This is a genomic window from Paenibacillus thiaminolyticus, from assembly GCF_003591545.1.
Classification (GTDB): domain Bacteria; phylum Bacillota; class Bacilli; order Paenibacillales; family Paenibacillaceae; genus Paenibacillus_B; species Paenibacillus_B thiaminolyticus_A.
The window spans coordinates 173,822-191,449 of record NZ_QYZD01000004.1 but is presented as its reverse complement, the minus strand read 5'-3'; the positions used below and the strand labels follow the sequence as shown (position 1 = coordinate 191,449).

The 17,628-nt window shown below is 53.0% G+C and carries 18 protein-coding genes, 3 pseudogenes and 1 other annotated feature; of the genes and pseudogenes, 12 read left to right on the top strand and 9 right to left on the bottom strand.

Features of this window, described 5'->3' with window-relative positions:
• Window positions 1-605: 605 nt before the first annotated feature.
• Entirely contained in the window at window positions 606-1,967 is a 1,362-nt protein-coding gene (gene brnQ, locus DQX05_RS07250) for a branched-chain amino acid transport system II carrier protein (protein WP_119792213.1), read from the bottom strand.
• 60 nt (window positions 1,968-2,027) lie between these two features.
• Window positions 2,028-2,284, bottom strand: a binding site (T-box leader).
• A 536-nt stretch (window positions 2,285-2,820) separates the two neighbouring features.
• Here brnQ and DQX05_RS07240 point away from each other — a divergent pair.
• Genes DQX05_RS07240 through DQX05_RS31820 form a run of 3 tightly spaced genes read left to right on the top strand, consistent with a single transcriptional unit; the run spans window position 2,821 to window position 4,749 of the window.
• Window positions 2,821-4,032: an MFS transporter gene (locus DQX05_RS07240; protein ID WP_119792211.1), complete on the top strand. Its 1,212-nt coding sequence runs from the start codon at window positions 2,821-2,823 to the stop codon at window positions 4,030-4,032.
• 31 nt (window positions 4,033-4,063) lie between these two features.
• The gene (locus DQX05_RS31825; protein WP_259391844.1) at window positions 4,064-4,324 is read left to right on the top strand and encodes an ABC transporter transmembrane domain-containing protein; all 261 of its coding nucleotides are present in this window, start codon (window positions 4,064-4,066) and stop codon (window positions 4,322-4,324) included.
• Window positions 4,309-4,749 carry a hypothetical protein gene (locus tag DQX05_RS31820; protein WP_259391843.1) on the top strand — a complete coding sequence of 147 codons (441 nt, stop codon included), beginning with the start codon at window positions 4,309-4,311 and terminating at the stop codon, window positions 4,747-4,749. The genes DQX05_RS31825 and DQX05_RS31820 overlap by 16 nt, the downstream gene beginning before the upstream one ends.
• A 297-nt stretch (window positions 4,750-5,046) precedes the next feature.
• Here DQX05_RS31820 and DQX05_RS07230 read toward each other — a convergent pair whose 3' ends face one another.
• Genes DQX05_RS07230 through DQX05_RS07215 form a run of 4 tightly spaced genes read right to left on the bottom strand, consistent with a single transcriptional unit; the run spans window position 5,047 to window position 9,050 of the window.
• Window positions 5,047-5,250 (bottom strand): hypothetical protein, encoded by a 204-nt coding sequence (locus DQX05_RS07230; RefSeq protein WP_119792209.1) that lies wholly within the window; start codon window positions 5,248-5,250, stop codon window positions 5,047-5,049.
• Window positions 5,247-6,350, bottom strand: a complete 1,104-nt coding sequence (locus DQX05_RS07225; protein ID WP_119792207.1) for a GerAB/ArcD/ProY family transporter — start codon at window positions 6,348-6,350, stop codon at window positions 5,247-5,249. The genes DQX05_RS07230 and DQX05_RS07225 overlap by 4 nt, the downstream gene beginning before the upstream one ends.
• The gene (locus DQX05_RS07220; RefSeq protein WP_119792205.1) at window positions 6,331-7,548 is read right to left on the bottom strand and encodes a Ger(x)C family spore germination protein; all 1,218 of its coding nucleotides are present in this window, start codon (window positions 7,546-7,548) and stop codon (window positions 6,331-6,333) included. Before DQX05_RS07220 ends, DQX05_RS07225 begins: the two co-directional genes overlap by 20 nt.
• 5 nt (window positions 7,549-7,553) lie before the next feature.
• The gene (locus DQX05_RS07215) at window positions 7,554-9,050 is read right to left on the bottom strand and encodes a spore germination protein (protein ID WP_119792203.1); all 1,497 of its coding nucleotides are present in this window, start codon (window positions 9,048-9,050) and stop codon (window positions 7,554-7,556) included.
• A gap of 121 nt (window positions 9,051-9,171) precedes the next feature.
• Between DQX05_RS07215 and DQX05_RS07210 the strand changes: the two are divergent.
• The 8 genes and pseudogenes from DQX05_RS07210 to DQX05_RS07175 all read left to right on the top strand — a co-directional run.
• Window positions 9,172-9,873, top strand: a pseudogene (locus tag DQX05_RS07210) (ABC transporter ATP-binding protein); the annotation flags it as partial.
• A 168-nt stretch (window positions 9,874-10,041) separates the two neighbouring features.
• Entirely contained in the window at window positions 10,042-10,440 is a 399-nt protein-coding gene (locus DQX05_RS07205) for a hypothetical protein (RefSeq protein WP_087443802.1), read from the top strand.
• A 3-nt stretch (window positions 10,441-10,443) separates the two neighbouring features.
• Entirely contained in the window at window positions 10,444-11,040 is a 597-nt protein-coding gene (locus DQX05_RS07200; protein WP_119792201.1) for a gluconate 2-dehydrogenase subunit 3 family protein, read from the top strand.
• On the top strand, window positions 11,037-12,611 hold the full coding sequence (locus DQX05_RS07195) for a GMC family oxidoreductase (RefSeq protein WP_119792199.1): 1,575 nt from the start codon (window positions 11,037-11,039) through the stop codon (window positions 12,609-12,611). Before DQX05_RS07200 ends, DQX05_RS07195 begins: the two co-directional genes overlap by 4 nt.
• Before the next feature lie 388 nt (window positions 12,612-12,999).
• Complete coding sequence (locus DQX05_RS07190) at window positions 13,000-13,422, top strand: hypothetical protein (RefSeq protein WP_259391842.1); 423 nt, start codon at window positions 13,000-13,002, stop codon at window positions 13,420-13,422.
• 32 nt (window positions 13,423-13,454) lie between these two features.
• The gene (locus tag DQX05_RS07185; RefSeq protein ID WP_119792197.1) at window positions 13,455-13,901 is read left to right on the top strand and encodes an Imm63 family immunity protein; all 447 of its coding nucleotides are present in this window, start codon (window positions 13,455-13,457) and stop codon (window positions 13,899-13,901) included.
• Between the two features lie 54 nt (window positions 13,902-13,955).
• Window positions 13,956-14,357, top strand: coding sequence for a hypothetical protein (locus DQX05_RS07180; RefSeq protein ID WP_119792195.1), 402 nt, complete (start codon window positions 13,956-13,958; stop codon window positions 14,355-14,357).
• Window positions 14,358-14,367: 10 nt separating this feature from the next.
• A complete protein-coding gene (locus DQX05_RS07175; protein ID WP_119792193.1) occupies window positions 14,368-15,354 on the top strand; it encodes an SMI1/KNR4 family protein in 987 nt (328 codons plus the stop codon).
• 52 nt (window positions 15,355-15,406) lie between these two features.
• On the opposite strand, the pseudogene DQX05_RS07170 reads toward DQX05_RS07175, so the two are convergent.
• A pseudogene (locus DQX05_RS07170) lies at window positions 15,407-15,579 on the bottom strand (N-acetyltransferase); the annotation flags it as partial.
• Between the two features lie 9 nt (window positions 15,580-15,588).
• On the opposite strand from DQX05_RS07170, the pseudogene DQX05_RS31815 reads away from it, so the two are divergent.
• Window positions 15,589-15,872 (top strand): annotated as a pseudogene (locus DQX05_RS31815) (multidrug resistance efflux transporter family protein); the annotation flags it as partial.
• Between the two features lie 631 nt (window positions 15,873-16,503).
• On the opposite strand, the gene DQX05_RS07160 reads toward DQX05_RS31815, so the two are convergent.
• From DQX05_RS07160 to DQX05_RS07150, 3 genes are all read right to left on the bottom strand, one after another.
• Window positions 16,504-16,860: a hypothetical protein gene (locus tag DQX05_RS07160; RefSeq protein WP_119792191.1), complete on the bottom strand. Its 357-nt coding sequence runs from the start codon at window positions 16,858-16,860 to the stop codon at window positions 16,504-16,506.
• Window positions 16,841-17,065, bottom strand: a complete 225-nt coding sequence (locus tag DQX05_RS07155) for a hypothetical protein (RefSeq protein WP_119792189.1) — start codon at window positions 17,063-17,065, stop codon at window positions 16,841-16,843. The genes DQX05_RS07160 and DQX05_RS07155 overlap by 20 nt, the downstream gene beginning before the upstream one ends.
• Window positions 17,066-17,178: 113 nt before the next feature.
• Entirely contained in the window at window positions 17,179-17,496 is a 318-nt protein-coding gene (locus DQX05_RS07150; RefSeq protein ID WP_119792187.1) for a hypothetical protein, read from the bottom strand.
• Between the last annotated feature and the right edge of the window lie 132 nt (window positions 17,497-17,628).

Sequence of the window (17,628 nt, the reverse complement as noted above, 5' to 3'; positions counted from 1 at the left end):
ATGTACTGTGCCCGAGTGGCCTGCGGTGTTCGTGTACCGCGATGTACTGTGCCCGTGTGGCCTGCGGTGTTCGTGTACCGCGATGTACTGTGCCCGTGTGGCCTGCGGTGTTCGTGTACCAAGATGTACTTGTGCCCGTATGGCCTGCGGTGTTCGTGTACCAAGATGTACTGTGCCCGTATGGCCTACAGTGTTCGTGGTAGAACTCGTGTACCGGCCTAGCCCTGCATCGAAAAGGCTTCCACTTGTTGGACTCGGTTCGCAAGCTTGGAACAGCGATAAAAGCGCTTAAAACTTAAAAATGCTGCAAATCTGCAGCTTTCTCGTGATCACGACGGCATCTTAGAGGGAATCCTGCAAAAGTGCATCAATTTCAGTCCTATCACTTAAAAAGAAGTGGAAAACAGTCAAAATAATGTAGAAATGCAGGAATTTTACTTTATAGTAGCTAAAATAGCATAAAATGATGTATAAATGCAGAAATTTACTCCTCCTCCAAGCAAACACACTTCATCAACACGTCACAGGGAATCCCCGGCGCCCACAAAATCAAAAAAGCCGGCATGGCGCCGGCTCTGTCAGAAGTAACTCTATTTTTCTGCGTCTTAGTCTTTATATTGCGAAGCCGGAGCACCGGCTCGTCCGCGATTCCATATCGCTCCGATTATCCATCCTACAAGCCATCCGATAATCCCGCCTGCTATCGCCGGAACGACCCAGCCGATTCCCTGTTTATATAGAGGAAGATATTTGAGCCACTCCGTAACCTGCTCCACCGGGACTTTGGCCTCCTTCAACCCGTCGAACAAGCTAATGACCACGGTGCCGATAAGAGCGCCAGCGTAGACGGACGGGCGCCCGCCGAACAAGCGGTGGCCCAAGGACATTATGATTAACACAATAGCTACAGGATAGATGACCAACAGCACCGGAACGGATACCGACAGAATGGTATTCAACCCCAGATTGGCTACCAATAAGCCCACTAGGCAAGTCAGGAACGCGACTTGCTTATAACTGAACCGGCTGAATAAGGTGGAAAAATACTGGCTGCATGCGGATACGAGTCCGATGCAGGTCGTCAGGCAAGCAAGCGTAACGATGACGGCCAATAAGAGTAGTCCGGACTGTCCGAACAGTTTTTGGACGATTTGCGTCAACAGCTGCCCTCCATTTTTCGCATAGCCGAACTCGGTTACACTCGTCATACCGAGCCATCCCAGCGCCGCATAGACGAGCGACAAGCCCACACCCGCGATGACGGCGGCTTGAATCGTGGCTTTCGTAATCGCGCGCTTGTCCTGGACGTCTTGATCGCGGATCGCATTGATGACGATGATACCGAACGCGAGCGCGGCGATCGTATCCAGTGTCATATACCCTTCCATGAATCCTTTGAAGCCGGGCGAAGTCGCATACTCCTGTACCGCAGGCTGCGCTTCTCCAAGCGGATTCATCATCGCAGCGATGAAGAGTCCGGCGATGGAGAGCAGCAGCAAGGGCGTAAGAATCTTCCCGACACGGTCCACCAATTTGGATGGATTCAAGCAGAGCCAATAGACGAGAACAAAGAACGCGAGCGTATAAATCAACAGCATCCAACCGTTGGCTTGAAGCGGTTCGCTCAAAAAGGGGAGCATTCCCATCTCGTAGGACACATTAGCTACACGGGGAATCCCCATGAAAGGGCCGATCGATAAGTAGGCGATGATGGCAAACAGGATGCCGAACTTCGGATGCACCCGGCCAGCGAGATGCTGCACGTCCCGGCCTGTCAGGGCAATCGCGATGACGGCGAGCAGCGGCAAGCCAACGCCGGTCAGAATGAAGCCAAGAATGGCGACGACGAAGCTATCTCCCGCCTGCTGCCCCAATATCGGCGGAAATATTAAGTTCCCTGCACCAAAAAATAACGAAAAAAGCATGAGTCCCACGAAAAATACGTGGCTTCCCGAGAGTGATTTCATCTTTTCTTCCCCCTATATTTCTTGACACTTTCTTACATAAACGCAAAAAATCCGCCCCCTCACAGGGACGGATTGTGATCCGCGTTACCACCCATTTTCACGGAGCAAGTTCTTATCGTTCCCGCACCATGCAGCTCATTACGTACTGATATACCATACGAATTCCGGATAACGGTGGAAGTCCGTCGCGGCTTACTCGAGTTCAGCCGCGCTTCTCGGAGATGACCTTCAGTTATGAGCCGAACGTTGGCTTCCAGCATACACCAACTCTCTGGAGATCGGGATTCATAGCTTACTCTTCTCGTCCATGAAGTTTACGTCAAGTGTTTGTTATCTATTTTCACATAATACCATGGAGCTTGTCTTCGCACAATATTTCAGAGAATATTCCTGCTAGACTTTATCCCTATTACCGCCAGCAGCTTCGTGACATACGACGGGCCGACTCGCTTACAAGAGGTATTGCGCTCCGGACAGGTTTGGATATCCATCTATGAAATGAACCAGGAACCGGCGCTGCGGGTTTGTATTCAAGCACTGCGAGACGACAGAGGAAGATATTATCGCTCTGGTGGAGCTGCTCAATAGTGCGAGGGCACAGATGAAGAACTAAAAATCAAAAATAAAACTAGGAATCGACCTGTTACGGCCGCTGCCGCAGAGTCGATTTTTTTTTTGATTCTGGCTGCCGAGACGGTAAGCCGCGCAAAAAATCCGTTTTGAAGCAGACATAATCCGTTCATCGGTGGCTGGCGGCTGAAATCTCGCCTAGCATAAAAAGGAGCATGTGCCATGTAAAGCAACGAAGGAAGCATGGCGGTGCAAAGAAAGATGCGAAAGGAAAGATGTAAAGATGACTCGAGTTCGATTCAGTATATTTTTTAGCGTGTTCGTGGCGATGGTTGGGTTGATGATTATCGCCCCCGTGATGCCTCCGCTGATACGCGAATTAGGGCTGAGCGAGACCCATTCGGGCCTGATTATCTCGCTCGGATCGGTCGCCATGGCCGTGATGGCGCCGGTGTGGGGGAGATGGAGCGATGTGCGAGGAAGAAAGCCGGTCATCCTGATTGGCTTCCTTGGCATGTTCATCAGCTACGTGCTGTTCACGGCGACGATGTATGCCGGCTTGTCCCAACTGATCAGCGGCGCTCTGCTGGTTGCGCTGCTCATCGTGGCGCGCGGCCTGGTCGGCTTGTTCATTCCTGCCGTTCCCTCCGCGGCGCAGGCGTATATGGCGGACATCACGGATGAGCAGGGCCGCTCGGCAGGGATGGCGCTGATCGGCGCCGCCAATGGCATGGGGCTCGTGCTTGGCCCGGCCATTGCCGGAGCGTTCGCGATCATCGGCCTCATCTGGCCGTTGTATATTGGCGCGCTGCTGCCGCTTATCGCGATGGTCGTCGCCCTGCTGCTGATCCCGGCGCACAAGGTGAAGATTCAGGCCAAGCCTCCGAAGCTGAATCCGTTCCAACCGGGTCTTCGCCTTTATCTGTTCGCCGGGCTGGCGACGATGCTGAGCATTGTCACCTTGCAAGTGGTTGGGGGCTTCTATTTTCAGGATCAGTTGTCCATGACGACGAAGGAGACTGCGCGGATGTTGTCCATGGGCTTGATGGTGAGCGGGGTGGCAATGATTGTAACGCAGTGGCTGCAGATGAAAAAGCCGAAATGGCAGCCCAAGCCCTTGATTCTGGCTGGTTCGGCGCTTCTCATACTCAGCATGCTGCTCTTCTTGTTCGTCATTGACCTCGTCAGCTTTTACGCGGCCTTCTTCTTGTTCGGTGTCGGAACCGGGCTGATGATGCCGGGCTTCATGTCCGGCTCCTCGCTTGCCGTGACCCCCGAGCAGCAGGGAGGCGTGGCGGGGCTCGTCGGATCGGTCTCTGGCATCTCCGCCGTGATCGCCCCGATTGTGAGCACGAGCCTGTACAAGCTCGATAAGCATCTTCCCTTTGCGGCGGTCGCTGCGTTAGTGCTGCTTATGGCTCTAACGCTGCTTGTCGGCGGCGCGAAGCTTGCCGCAAGCAAGGGAGCAGCGGAAGCGGCAAATGCAGACAAATAGGTATGTACCTGTCTTTAAAGGCGAGTAGCATTTGTATTGGGGGATCTTTGCGTTTCTAGCTTTGATAAGGGCGCTGATCACGTTATATATCGGCGTCATGTGCTCTCATATCGCGGCGTTCAACATCCTCTACCGGCTGCGGGTGAGGCTGGCCGACCATGTCGCCAAGGTGCCGATGGGCTACCATACGAAGACAGCGACGGGAGAATTGAAAAAAATTATCGAGACCAGTGTCGAGAAAATCGAGAAATTCATCGCTCACCAGCTTCCGGTATCGTGTGCGCCATCGTGATCCCGCTGCTGCTGATCGGCTATTTATTCTGGCTCGATTGGCGGATGGCCCTCGTGCTGCTTGTTCCTATCGGCATCGGCTTATGGCTGCAGGCCCGCCTTTTTGCAAGCGCCAGCGGCCAGCAAGCTTTTCGTGATTTTCAATTCGCGGTGGAAGAGATGAAAGCGACCGGTGTGGAATATGTGCGGGGGATGCCTGCCGTGAAAATATTCGGGATTCCGGCGGATTCCTATGAGAAGCAGGGGAGCAAAGATTTTAAAGCGGTATTGAACGGTATTGATTTTGTCGCCAAAGCCGGGGAAATGACGGCGCTCGTCGTCTCAGTCGGAACCCAGCCGGATCGGATTTTCGGCTCTAACTGCTGCTATTTCGACAACCAATCCCAAAAGCCGCCAGCGATCACCACATTTTTGCCGGTCAGGTAAGGAGCAGCAAGCTGGTCAAATACCGCGGCCCGGTTCCAAAACGCGTTACCGATCTAGCAGACTTCGCAGCGGCCGTAATGATATCCGTTTCCCAACCGAGCCGCCAGCCCTCTTCCGCTCTGTACGCAGCGGAACGGGGACTCTACCCTGCATGATGCATCTAATTCCCTCCTTCTCATAACATAGGTCTTTATAATCGGTCCTGGTTCATTGTACGAAGGCTGTGTCAGAGGGTTGAACATTTAACTGTTTTTCCTTGGATGGCAACCTAATATCTCCTATTGGATGATGACGGCCCTACCATCTCATCCGATCTTCCAGCCAGGCTATCCATGCCGTCGGGTTAATCTTGTGGTTCAAGAATATGCTGATCCACACGACGAACCCAAGGACGGACAAGGCCACGAACATTCCGATCTCCCGGGGCGGCGTGCGCTTGCGCACTTGGATGGCTAGAGCCCCGCCACCGGCCACCGCCATGAACAATAAGAACCCGATCATGCCGGCGTCTCCTTTTTCCGCTTCCGCCGCTTCTGAATCCAGGTTAGGAAGAGCAGCAGCAGCGGGATCAGAATCCCGAACAGGCTGTTATATTGGAAGTTATATTTTTTTCCCCAGGTGAAGGTCTCTACGACATTGTCGCTAAATGTGATCGCGAACCCCGAGATGAGCAGGATAAGCGGGATGGCTACCCACGTCCTGTCCTTCAAGCGGAACAATTGGCAGATTCCCGCCACGGCGCAGTAATAGGAAATGCACAGCTTGATGAAAATCCACACGAGCCAAATAATCACGATGGTGGTCTCTACCCGTTCAATGAATTCCGCAATGCGCACCTCCTGCACGAGGATGAACAAGGGATAAATGAAATGAGAAGCTCTCGTTACGCCAAGCACACCAATGATCACGAAAAGAACTCCGCTCAGCAAGACGGTAGCCAGCGCGAGGCCAAGGAGCAGAGCGGACTTGACCTTGCGCTTGACATAAGGAACAATCATCATAAGAGAGATGACCTCAAGATAGGGAAAGCCCAAAAACGATCGGGTCTCCTTTATCGTCTTCAAGAAGTTCATGGTGAACATCGGCTCGAATCGTTCCCATTTCCATTCCGCCAGCGAGAACAGGCAGATCGCGATCAAAAGAAGCACGACGATGGGGGTAAAAAACTCCGTCACGCGCGCGATGCTCTCGATTCCCTTGATCGTGGCGTAGCAGGCGACGGCCAAAAACATCAGGTGAAACACCGACAGCGGCGTCCGGGGCATGAGCACTGTCTTCATGAAAGTGCCCAGATTGCGCGTCACCCAGCTTGCGATCTCGATAAAGAAGGAGATATACAGCAAAGCGAAAAGCCCTCCGATTTTATTGCCGGCAACCTTGGTGCAGATTTCGATAATGCTTAGCCCGGGATTGCCTCTCGCCAGCATTAACCATAAGCAAGCGATCAAGACGGCGGTGCTGCCCGTCCATAGCGGAATCATCCATGCATCCTGCCCCGCCGTGATTATAAGTCCGCCGAGACTGAGAAATATAGCGGTTCCGACCGTGAAATTAAACACCAGTAAAAAGAACTGCCATCCGCTAATGCGTACGCTCTCCATCGCTACCCCTCTTCCAGTATGGATTAATCGTGTTCCCGATCGTGCTGACGGTGCCTTTGACCGACAGCTCCAGCTTTGTCTTCTTCCACAGTTCCTTATTCCGCTTAGCCGCGGCCCACTCTTTGCCTTTGCTTCTCCTGATTTCCGCTTCAATGTCCAGCAGGTCCCAACCTTTTTGCTTCTTTTTCTCAAAAAAATCAGATGCTTTCTTCTCCGCCGTCTGCTTGAATTTTCTCTCGATTTCATCCAAGTTCTGTAGCGTCAACGGTTTATCCTGGTTATTGTGCAGAAGCCGTAGCTTCGCGTTAAGCTCAATCCGGAGCACGGGCTGCCCGTGTACGAGCGACAGCTTCCGATGCATCTTCGGACTTGACATCTGAACCTCGACGCGCTGATCATGGATAGTCAACGTTTGATACAGGATACCAATCTCGCCTTTCAGCAAATAGTACCAGGCCATCTCCGCATCGGTCAGCTTCCCGACCATCCGATCCGCCTTAAATACGGTGCCGCCGCTCAACAGAAAATTGCCATGGGTGGCATCGAAATGTTCAAACCGGTCCGTCGTCGGCTCGGACGGCAATTCGGACAGCCTTATGACGGGCAGCACGGTCAGCTTGAAGGTTTCCATGTTTTCGGCGAGATCCTTCACCCTCGCCTGCTTGCCGAACTGGCCCGAGTATTTGGACTTGAGTTCGATAATGGAACGCGCCGCCCGGCCCGGCAGCCGTTCGATCGGGATATACGTGTTCATGATTTCCGACAGCGGCGAATCCGTGACGAACAAATAGATGGTAGAGCGGCGATCCGGCTGTTTTTCGAAAAAATTGATCAATTCAAGCATGCCCGACTCCGCAAGCCGCTCCGTCACGATCAGTCCCTGATAATGATTGAAGAACGGCCGCCTCGGGATGATGTCGTGCAACTTGTCTCCAATATCCCCCAGGGTAAATGCTTCGATCCGGTAGGTGTATACTGGAGCTTTCATGCTGGCCGATTTCTGGGTAGCCATGCCCCCTGGATTGATGACCTGATAATAGGTCGTATATTTTCCGCTCTCTGGCTCCTTGTCCAATCCGACCAGATTGACGATCGCCAGCTGATTGATCTCTTCCATGTCCCAGCAGCCGGGAAGACAAAGACAGCAGAATCCGATCAGAAGCAGCTTGCCTGCCCGCTGAAGTGCCTTGTATCTCATAGGTCTCACCTTTTTTTGCGCTTAGTTTTATTCATGCGGGGGAACGTCTTCATCCACGTTCGCGGCACGCGAACGAGCACATCCTTCCAGTCCGAGATGAACGTCGGCGCTGCCGGAGCGAGATAAGGGACACCGAATGACTTAAGGGATGCGAGATGGACAAAGGTGAGCAGCACGCCGCATAGTATCCCGAAGCCCCCGGCGAAGGCAGCCAATATCATGTAAAAATATTGAAGAAAGCGCTGCGTGATGCCGAAGTTGTAGAAGGGCGCGACAAAATTGGCAATCGCCGTAATCGCGACGACAATGACCATCGCGGCGGACACCAGGCCTGCGCTGACGGCCGCTTCTCCGAGCACGAGCGCGCCCACGATGGAGACCGCTTGTCCGGCGACCCGCGGCATCCGCAATCCCGCCTCCCGCAGCACTTCAAAGATAATCATCATAAGGAACGCTTCCACGGGAGAAGGAAACGGCACCCCCTCCCGCTGCGCCGATATGCTGATAAGCAGCGCGGGCGGAAGCAATTCATGATGATAGGAGGTGACGGCAATATAGAGTGCGGGAATAAATACCGCCAGACAATAAGAGAGAAACCGAATCCAGAGCAAAAATGTGGCAATATCCCCCCGCTCATAATAATCCTCGGGTGAGGTGAAGCTCTGCAAAAAGGTGAAAGGTCCGACCAGCGCCAAAGGGCTGCCGTCCACCAAAATCGCCACTCTCCCTTCCAGCACGTGAGATGCAACGACATCAGGCCGTTCCGTTCTCATCAAGGTGGGAAAGATGGTCAGCGTCTTATCCTGAATCCATTCCTCGATGTAAGTGCCCTCCAAAATGCTGTCCGTATGAATGCGGCTTATCCTTGTCCGGAACTCCTCGAGCACTTCATCGGGAGCAAGCGATCCCATGTAGGCAACTATGACCTTCGTCTCGGTTGCCTTGCCGATTTTCATTTGCTCCAGCCGCAAATCCGAGGTGCGGATTCTTTTGCGCAGAAGTCCGATGTGGGTCGCAATATCCTCATTAAAGGCCTCATGCGGTCCGCGCACCGTCGTCTCCGTCTTCGGCTCCGAAAGGGGGCGGTGATAGAACTTCGATACATCCAGCACAAGGATACGCGGCGCTCCCCGGATGACAAGCAGCGCTTTCCCTTCCAGCAGATGCTGGGCGCACGAATGCAAATCCGAGGCAGCCTCAATCGAGGCAATCGGGATTCTCTGCTTCACCATGTCCTCTAGGCTTGAATCCCCTTCAGAGGAAGCAGGCAGCGGAGCCTCGGCGAAGCTGCGAAGCACATTGTCTTCAATTCTGTTCTTGTCCACCAAGGTATCGATGAAAAGACAATGCCCTTCCACGCCGGGCCTGATAACAAAGGTGTGGTTCATAAGATCGGGCGGATCTCCGATCACGTTAGTCAACTGCTGAACAAATTCGTCCAAGCGGCTTGGATCAAATGCAAGATTGTCGGCATACTCGCTGGGATTATCGCTCTTGCTCATGGGACTGTCCTCCGGGTAGTGATATTCCCATTCAGTTATTTCCATTCGGAGGGTAAGAAATACCCGTCTAGCGGCATCCGGGCGGTGACCTGTGCCGAACATTTGCGGCATTTGTCGCTAGTTCGGTTTCGATGCTAAGCCGGTCCTGCGCGACTTGTCCTTTATGATCGAACCGAATACGGTTACGGCTCTGGTGGGGACGTCAGGAAGCGGGAAGAGCATGGTGACGCGCTTGATTGCCCGCTTCTGGGATGTTCATCAGGGGGCGATCAAGATCGGCGATCAGCCCATTCGGCAGGCCGACCCCGAGAAGCTGTTGCAGCATATATCGATGGTGTTCCGAGATGTATACCTATTTCAGTACACGATCGGTAACAATATCCGAATCGGGAACATGGATGCGTCGCAAGAAGAGATTGAGGAGGCGGCCAAGCGCGCTTGCTGCCATGAGTTCATCTCGCAATTGCCCCAGGGCTATGATACGCCTGTAGGCGAAGGCGGCTCGACGCTGTCCGGCGGCGAGAAGCAGCGGGTATCGATCGCCCGTGCCTTATTGAAGAACGCGCCGATCGTGCTGCTCGACGAAGCGTCGGCTTCGCTTGATCCGGAGAATGAAGCTGCTGTTCAGCAAGCGATCAACGAACTGGTCGCCGATAAGACCGTCATCATTAGCGCGCACCGTTTGAAGACGATTCAACATGCGGATACGATCCGGGTGCTTGACTAGGGCCGGCTCGTCGAGGAAGGAATGCACCCCGAATTGGCGGCCCAAGCGGGATTGTATGCGAACCTGTGGGGCTTGCAGCAGGATGCCGACGGGTAGCGGGTGAAATAAAGCACGCCTTTTGATAGAAGCTCCCAGAAGCTATATGCAGACGGGAGCTTTCTTTATGGTCGGCCTTTCTCTCATGGCGAAGAAGCAGTATAACCGGACATCATGCAGGAAATAATTGAATTAACTTTTGAGAATCTGGTAAAAAGGGGTCGCTGCATGAATTGGTCTGCGTGGTCGATGGATCGAGTTCTTATTTTGTTTGTCAGTCTGGCGTTTCTCTTGATGAGCATCCAGGTGACAATGTTTCATTATCGCCAAAATTTTCACCATAAAGCGATGTGGGTGCCCGTGTTTCTTTCCCCCCTATTTTTCATTGCCGGGATCGTGTTGACCTGGTATAACCAGGCCTGGCTTGCCGCTCTGTTCCAGGTGCTGATGTGGCTTGGCTTGATATCCGGCCTGATTGGCTTTTATTTTCATTTCCGCGGAGTCGGGATTCGGGTCGGGGGATGGGCCTTGCGCAATTTTATGATTGGTCCGCCCGTCATCCTCCCGCTGATGTTCTCCGCGTTAAGCGCGCTGGGCTTGGTTGCGATGTACTGGAAGGTGGGGTGACCGATGGCACAACATAGTCATTATCCGTCTTTTGATGTGATGAAGGAACGGCATGAATGGGATGACCATACCCAGAGCATCGTGATGTCCCGCGCCAAGCCGAACAATGTCCTTCACTTTTTAACACCGCCTGAGGCCGGCCTGATCCGGCGCATCGGCTCGCTGCTCGTCGGCGATGAGACGCCGGAAGCGCTCGATTTCGTGCTTGTTCACATCGATCGGACGCTGCATCAATCCCCCGGGGAGAGCCAGCGCAAGACTGGCGTTCCCGAAGCGCCGAAGCTGCTTCGTGCGGGACTCCATGCGCTCGAGCAAGCAGCTCAAGCCTTGCACTCCTCCTCCTTTATGGACCTGGATGCGGCTGATCAGAAGCAAATTTTGCAAGATATGAGCCAATCCGCCGCCAAGCCCATAGGGGTCTGGAACGGCATACCGCAAGCCGAGCTGTTCAGGAAGCTGTTGAATCTGACGGTCGAAGCGTACTGTTCTCACCCGAAGGTATGGTCCGACATCGGATACGCCGGTCCCGCCTATCCGCGGGGATATGTCCGCACGCAGATGGGACAATTGGATCCATGGGAGGCTCAGCCGGAACAATGATGAACCGAAAATATGCGAACGAAGAAGTGGATGTCGTCATCGTGGGCGCGGGCGCCGCGGGCGGCTTGCTGGCCAAAGAATTAAGCGAAGCAGGCATGAGCGTGGTCGTCCTCGATGCCGGGCCATTCCGTGATCCGCAGAAGGATTTTGCGAGCGATGAGCTTGCGATGAGGAACCTGGGGTGGCAGGATACCCGAATCGTGGACGGGAAGAACCCATTGACGATGGGGCACAACAATTCCGGCCGCGGGATCGGAGGCGGAACCGTTCATTTTACGGCGGTGTTTTTGCGGTTCCATGAGGCGGATTTCAGAGCAAGAACGCTGGATGGCGTCGCGGAGGATTGGCCGATCGGCTATAACGACCTGGAAAAATACTATGCGAGGAACGAAAAGGAAATTGCCGTATCCGGACCGAAGGATTTTCCGTGGGGGAACTACCGTGGACCGTATCCATACCCGGAGAGGGAGCCGCTCAGCCCGAACGCGTACATGTTCATGAACGGCTGCGACAAGCTCGGCATCCGCTCCTCAGTCGCTCCGCTCGCGATTCTGTCCGCGCCGTTCGAGGGCCGTCCGCCGTGCATTAACCGGGGCTTTTGCAATCAAGGCTGCATGCCTGACGCCAAATTCAGCACGCTCATCGTCCATATCCCGAAAGCGATCCAAGCCGGTGCCGAAGTATTGGCAGATTGCATGGTGACCCGAGTCATTATGGGAACGGACGGGAAGGCGAAGGGAGTCGCTTTCATTCATGAAGGGCAATCGTATGAGCAAAAAGCGAAGCTCGTCATCTTATCCGCCTACGTGGTCGAGACGCCGCGCCTTCTGCTCAACTCGGCGACCGCGCAATTCCCCGACGGGCTGGCGAACAGCAGCGGCTGGGTCGGGAAGGCCGTCATGGTCCACAGCAGTCACGACGTCTATGCCAAATTCGAGAACGAAATCAGATTGTATAAAGGCACCCCTGTGCTGGCTACGACCCAGGATTTCTACCGGACCGACCCGAACAATAACTTCGTGCGCGGATATACCCTCCATTCTCACGGGGCGCGGCCGCTCGAGTTCGCGAGCGGGATCTCGAAGGCCGAGGGAGGTCCGGTGTGGGGGGAACGGTTACGGGAGACGCTGCTCGATTACAACCATTATGGAAGAGTCACGCTGGTCGGCGAAGTGCTGCCCCATCCGGAGAACCGGGTAACATTAGCGGATGAAAAAGACGAGTACGGCTTGCCCCGCGCCAAAGTCACCTTCAGTTACGGCGATAACGATCGCAAGCTGATTGACCATGCGGTCGCCAATATGAAGGCTATTCTCGACGCCGCAGGCGGCAAGGTCGAATTCGTCATTCCGGACAGCGCCCATATGATGGGGGGCTGCCGCATGGGGAATGATCCGGCGTCCTCGGTCGTCAACTCCTATGGGCAAACCCATGACATTCCTAATCTGTTCGTCTGTGACGCGAGCATCTTTGTCACGTCTGGCGCTGGTAATCCGACGAACACGGTCATGTCATTGGCGCTGCGAACAGCCGATTATATTAAGGAAAAGGTAAAGAAGCTGGAGTTATGACAAAGGCCGATTTGATGAGATCGAGCCGTGCGGCGGCATCTCGTTCCGGCAGCCAACGGAAGATAAAGAAGTAAACTAACCCCTTTTGCAGCGTTGCGGAAGGGGTTTCTGCTTTTTTTGTGGACCTCCCTCTCCCTGGGGCAATCAATCGGTATTTTTCCCTAGCATAGTTCCCTGGACGCATCGAAAACAAGACGAGACTTGGTATGATATAAAAGATAGGCATCGCGGTCTGTGCAACAATGCTTGGATAGGCCTCGCCGAATATGCTCTGTGGGAGCATGAGGAGACAAGCCCGATCACCCGGGAGCAGCTTCGCCAATGCGTGGCCATCGGGACAACTATTGATGGCCATTTCCTGGCCGTGCATCCGCAGGCGGAGGGGATCGTGTGGCTACCGAGGCATTCCGAGACGATCCGGCTCATATCGCCCGAGGCTGCATCCTACACGGGTACGCTGGATCGAATTTATCAAGAGACGTTCGGCGCTGCCGAGTCTGCTGTCCCCGTTTATTTCGAACCATGGAATAAGACGAGACAACACGCCTTTTTTCTATTCACTCCCGAGAACGGCAGCAGCTTGAGCTTGCGCGAGCTGGGAGCGCGCTGCCGGGACTTTTTCCGACCGGATCTGCTGATCGACAATGAACATACCGGGATGAGCTTCATCCGGGAGCTGGGCGGATATGTCCGTTTCAATTACGCCTATGGCCGGGAGGTGGCCGTGTTCTATGAAGAGGAAGCAGCCGGGCTATTCCGGGAAATCGCCCATTTTCTGCGGAACAATCATTGCCGCCCAGCTCCATTGTGAGCTTCAGGGCCTCAAGGGGGAAGCACTTATCCATGATGCATACGGAACGGGAAATTACGACTAGGATTATCGGCCTGCTGCGGCACACGTCCATTTACGATGACTCCTATGAAAACATGGTGACACAGCCTTTTCAACAAGATTATATCGGCGATCTCAGCCCCTGTGTGCGCATTCGAGAGCATGCATATGAGCTGGTCATGTATGAACGAGGCGTGCAGATGCTAAGCAAATTGTCCCAAAATGTGGATGACGTCATCTATTGGATTTTGGAAGATACCGTAAGCACAATCGCTCATGTGAAGCTGCTGCACAAGTACAAGGCGGACAATGTGAATACCCGCTTGCGATACACGAAGGAGATTATTCAGGAACTGACAAGCATGGTGAATCAGGCCTTCCATGACATCGGGGGAATATATGAGGAATGGCATAAGGCCGGCAGGCGGCGCGAGCTGGAATCCAACCGTTCGTTGTGAAGCGGAATTCCGCTGCATTCGAGAAGATATATTGTAGAGAGGGGGGAACTAACCGTGCTATCGCTAGATTACATATGGAACGCCGTTCACGGGGATCTTTTCTTTGAAAAGATATTTGCCTCGGACATCGATTGGGATGAACAATTAGACAGGCGCGACACGGGGGAATTCGATGAGAATTGGACCATGAACCATGACATCGTACAAAATGCTGCCGAGGCCCGTAGGTTTCCCGACTCGGAAATTGACAAACTGCGGGAATTCGCCTTTAAGAAAGTCTTCGCCATCACGCAGAACCCCGATCTGGCGGGGTATGTGTCCGATGATTTCGGGTTGATCGGAGAGGCTGTGCAGAAACATGCCGCTACGCCCTGGATTAGAGGGATGATCAAGGATTATATAGAAGGAACATTTCCGATATCTTCGAGAGTAGACGAGAACGGAACCGATGAATAGAGGTGACAGCATGAACCAAGAACTGGTGAAGCATTTTGGAAAAGTTGATTTTGCTGATTTCTGGAACGATAGCGAGTATGCATTAGAGGAATATGTTGGCGAGCCGCCGACAGATGAGCTTATCGCATCTTTCGAGGAGGAGCTCGGATATAGATTACCTGCGTCTTATATTGCGCTGATGAAGCGGCATAATGGCGGGGTGCCGGTGAATACCTGCTTTCCGACAGAGGAAGCCACTTCCTGGGCGGAGAATCATATCGCCATTACCGGCATTATGGGCATCGGGCGCGAGAAGCCGTATTCTGTATGCGGGGAGTTCGGCAGCCCTTTTATGATAGAAGAGTGGGGCTATCCGGATATCGGTGTGGTCATTTGCGACTGTCCTTCCGCTGGGCATGATGTCGTGATGCTCGACTACCGGGCATGCGGCAGGGACGGGGAGCCTGCCGTCGTCCATGTCGATCAGGAACTGGACTATGCCATTACGTTGCTGGCGCCGAACTTCGCCGCCTTCATTCAAGGGCTGGTGAATGAGGAGGTATTCGATACCTCCGAACAGGACAAGCAGGAGGACTTGCGGAGAGTGGCCCATGGCCAATTTTCACCGCTGCTGTCGGAACTGTGCGCCCATGTTGACGAAGTGGCGGATATCGAAGGCATCATCCGTACTATCTGTACAGACATCGTTGAAGAAAAAGGGTATTTTGCTTTTCATGCGGATGAGCGCTCCATGCTGATGTACGATCTGCAATTGTGGCTGTACACGAAGACGTATCCGCAGACAACCCGAGAGCAGTATCTGGCCAACTACGAGAAAATGATCGCCTTCGGCGGAGCCTTCAGCACGGGAGGCTATGCACCGGCCTTTATTACCGACTGGCTGGACGCCCGGCTACAGCAAGGCCAGATTACGGACGGCGGCGATAGTCTGCGCTTGACGCCAACCGCAGCCGGAGAGTTGATCGGGAGGCTGAATGCGGTTGGTTCGGCTTCCTGATTCCAAATCACTTCATTTCCGTTGTGCGAAATGCTTCGTTTTTCGACCGTTCCTAATCATTCATGAAACGTTTCCGCAAGCGAATGCGGTCAAATCGCTCTATGGATGTGAATGGCACATGCCCGCCAATGCGACCATCAGGCAGTTCGCCGGATGGGAGCATATTTCCGGGTCGTCGGTCTCATATCTTACCATATCTACGCATGCCATTAACTGTTCTGTCATGTCTCACTGATGAAAGAGCTTGAAGCAAGTAATACGTCCATTTTGTTAGGCATTTGTTTGGCTTTCTTTTTTGTTTTACATATATACTGAATCGAGACAGTGAAGTATCAGGATGAAGTTGGATATGGAGTGCGTCGCTACGATTTATATTTATGGCTCCATTCCTGTTGGTGATTGTGATGAGCAGGAAAAAGCTGCGGCCGTTATTGCAAGTGATGTGAGAAAATACAGGGACATGGTTTTTGTGGAGCTCCGTAGGGTTTGGCCTATCCTATGCCATTTTGGTTTTTTCTATCAATTTATGGAAGTACTTTTGCCAATCGTGTTATTAGCTTCTCCGCTTCCTTCTATTTTATCATGGTGCGGAATGTTCATCATTATGCTGGAATGATATCACATAGTTATGTGTCTGTTATCTCATAAGGTTGGAATGAGTCGCAAGCAAGATGTTAGCGGCTAAATAGAAAAGGGGTGTCCCAATAGTAGTAGATAGGTACAGTGAGACAGCCCCCTGATTCTCAAGCTCAACTCGCGGAAATACTGCAAAAATACACCTTTCCTGTATGAAGTGTACTCCGTTACAGGGAAGCCTGCAAAACTGCATCAATTTCAGACTATTCAATAATTAAATGATAAAAATCGATAGAAATAATGTACTTGTGCAGGAATTTCATCAAATAGCAGCCTAATTAACGTAAATTGCTGTAGTAACGCAGGATTACACTGTCTCATCTATCTTCTATCGCTTTTCCCGCCGCCGTTTTTCCCATCTCAACATCCTCTGTTGACCCGTCACCTCATTCATAGTGCAAAGCCTATGAGACACTCCCTTTTTGTTGATTGCCATGAAAGAGAAGCACATTCCATCATCTACACAGCCGATGTGGTTAATTAGTGCTGTTATGGAGCATAGGCGCCCCTCCATCACAACGCCGCCCGAATATCATCCAGCAGGTAGCGCTGGCTTAATTTCTCCAGGCGCGCGAACTCTTCCTCCAGTTGATTTTTCAGTTTGCTGTCGGGCACATATCGCGGCGTCATTACCTGATGATGCTGCAGACTCCGTAATCTGTACTGTGTCGGCGGATGGGTGGAATCCAGTTGCACAGCGCTGGAATCGCAAATCCGTTGGATTCGCTTCTGCTCGCTTGCGGGGACATGCTCCATCTTCTGGCGGAATTCCCCGAACAAATCCGATGCAAAGCGGTAGCGGGCGATTCGCTCAGCCGTCAGCCAGAATACGGGAGCGAAGTGACATTTGCTAGGCCGAGCAAGCGGCATCGGTTCCCACGATCTCGCCCGCGACTCGGTCCGCGAAATACGCGGCGCGCTGGCTCTCATCCCAAACCGTGATACCGAGGCCGTAATACAGGATGAAAATCAGATTAGCCAGCAGCAGCCGGGCATAACGAATCGGTGTGGAGATCGGCCCGAGCACTTCGCCCTCTTCGCAGTATGGAAGCACGAACTCGTACCAAGAAGCCATAATATGCCTCGCTGACTCGATAAACCAGGAACGGGTCACATCCTTATGCGCATGATGCGCCGATGAATAGAAGAAACAGGACAAAGGCAAGCTGGGTAAGCCGCAGCGAATTGCTATAAAAAACAATTCACCGCAATAATCGGTAGGCTGAACGTAGCTGCATAGATACTGCCGGCTAACAGATAAGCGAGCGCTTTGCGCCAGGTCAAGGGATATGTAATTCGCTCGGTGTGCAGATTCTCCTCAAGCAAGTGATGTGATTTTTGAACCCCCATGCGGTAATTGATCCGCTCCAAAAGGCCCAACGAAGAGATGTGGCACCAGTTCGAATCGATGTTCCAATTGCATTCCTCGCACCAGGTCACATCCCCCGGCACGGCTTCCATTTTGTGCCCGCATTCCGGGCCGTATTCCGTCGTATGATCTGTCATTTTCCCACTCCATCATGATGAATTCATACAAGTTCCCTTATTATGTAGTGGTAAAAGACACCAAAGTGTGAGTTGCTTGGAAAATGGGGTAGTCGATCTAACGTCTGATCCGCGTATGGTTCTGTTTGCAGA

Coding starts and splice junctions, on each gene's coding strand:
- brnQ (WP_119792213.1), bottom strand. CDS start 1,967: ATGAAATCACTCTCGGGAAGCCACGTATTTTTCGTGGGACTCATGCTT.
- DQX05_RS07240 (WP_119792211.1), top strand. CDS start 2,821: ATGACTCGAGTTCGATTCAGTATATTTTTTAGCGTGTTCGTGGCGATG.
- DQX05_RS07230 (WP_119792209.1), bottom strand. CDS start 5,250: ATGATCGGGTTCTTATTGTTCATGGCGGTGGCCGGTGGCGGGGCTCTA.
- DQX05_RS07225 (WP_119792207.1), bottom strand. CDS start 6,350: ATGGAGAGCGTACGCATTAGCGGATGGCAGTTCTTTTTACTGGTGTTT.
- DQX05_RS07220 (WP_119792205.1), bottom strand. CDS start 7,548: ATGAGATACAAGGCACTTCAGCGGGCAGGCAAGCTGCTTCTGATCGGA.
- DQX05_RS07215 (WP_119792203.1), bottom strand. CDS start 9,050: ATGAGCAAGAGCGATAATCCCAGCGAGTATGCCGACAATCTTGCATTT.
- DQX05_RS07205 (WP_087443802.1), top strand. CDS start 10,042: ATGAATTGGTCTGCGTGGTCGATGGATCGAGTTCTTATTTTGTTTGTC.
- DQX05_RS07200 (WP_119792201.1), top strand. CDS start 10,444: ATGGCACAACATAGTCATTATCCGTCTTTTGATGTGATGAAGGAACGG.
- DQX05_RS07195 (WP_119792199.1), top strand. CDS start 11,037: ATGATGAACCGAAAATATGCGAACGAAGAAGTGGATGTCGTCATCGTG.
- DQX05_RS07185 (WP_119792197.1), top strand. CDS start 13,455: ATGATGCATACGGAACGGGAAATTACGACTAGGATTATCGGCCTGCTG.
- DQX05_RS07175 (WP_119792193.1), top strand. CDS start 14,368: ATGAACCAAGAACTGGTGAAGCATTTTGGAAAAGTTGATTTTGCTGAT.
- DQX05_RS07160 (WP_119792191.1), bottom strand. CDS start 16,860: ATGCCGCTTGCTCGGCCTAGCAAATGTCACTTCGCTCCCGTATTCTGG.
- DQX05_RS07155 (WP_119792189.1), bottom strand. CDS start 17,065: ATGGCTTCTTGGTACGAGTTCGTGCTTCCATACTGCGAAGAGGGCGAA.
- DQX05_RS07150 (WP_119792187.1), bottom strand. CDS start 17,496: ATGACAGATCATACGACGGAATACGGCCCGGAATGCGGGCACAAAATG.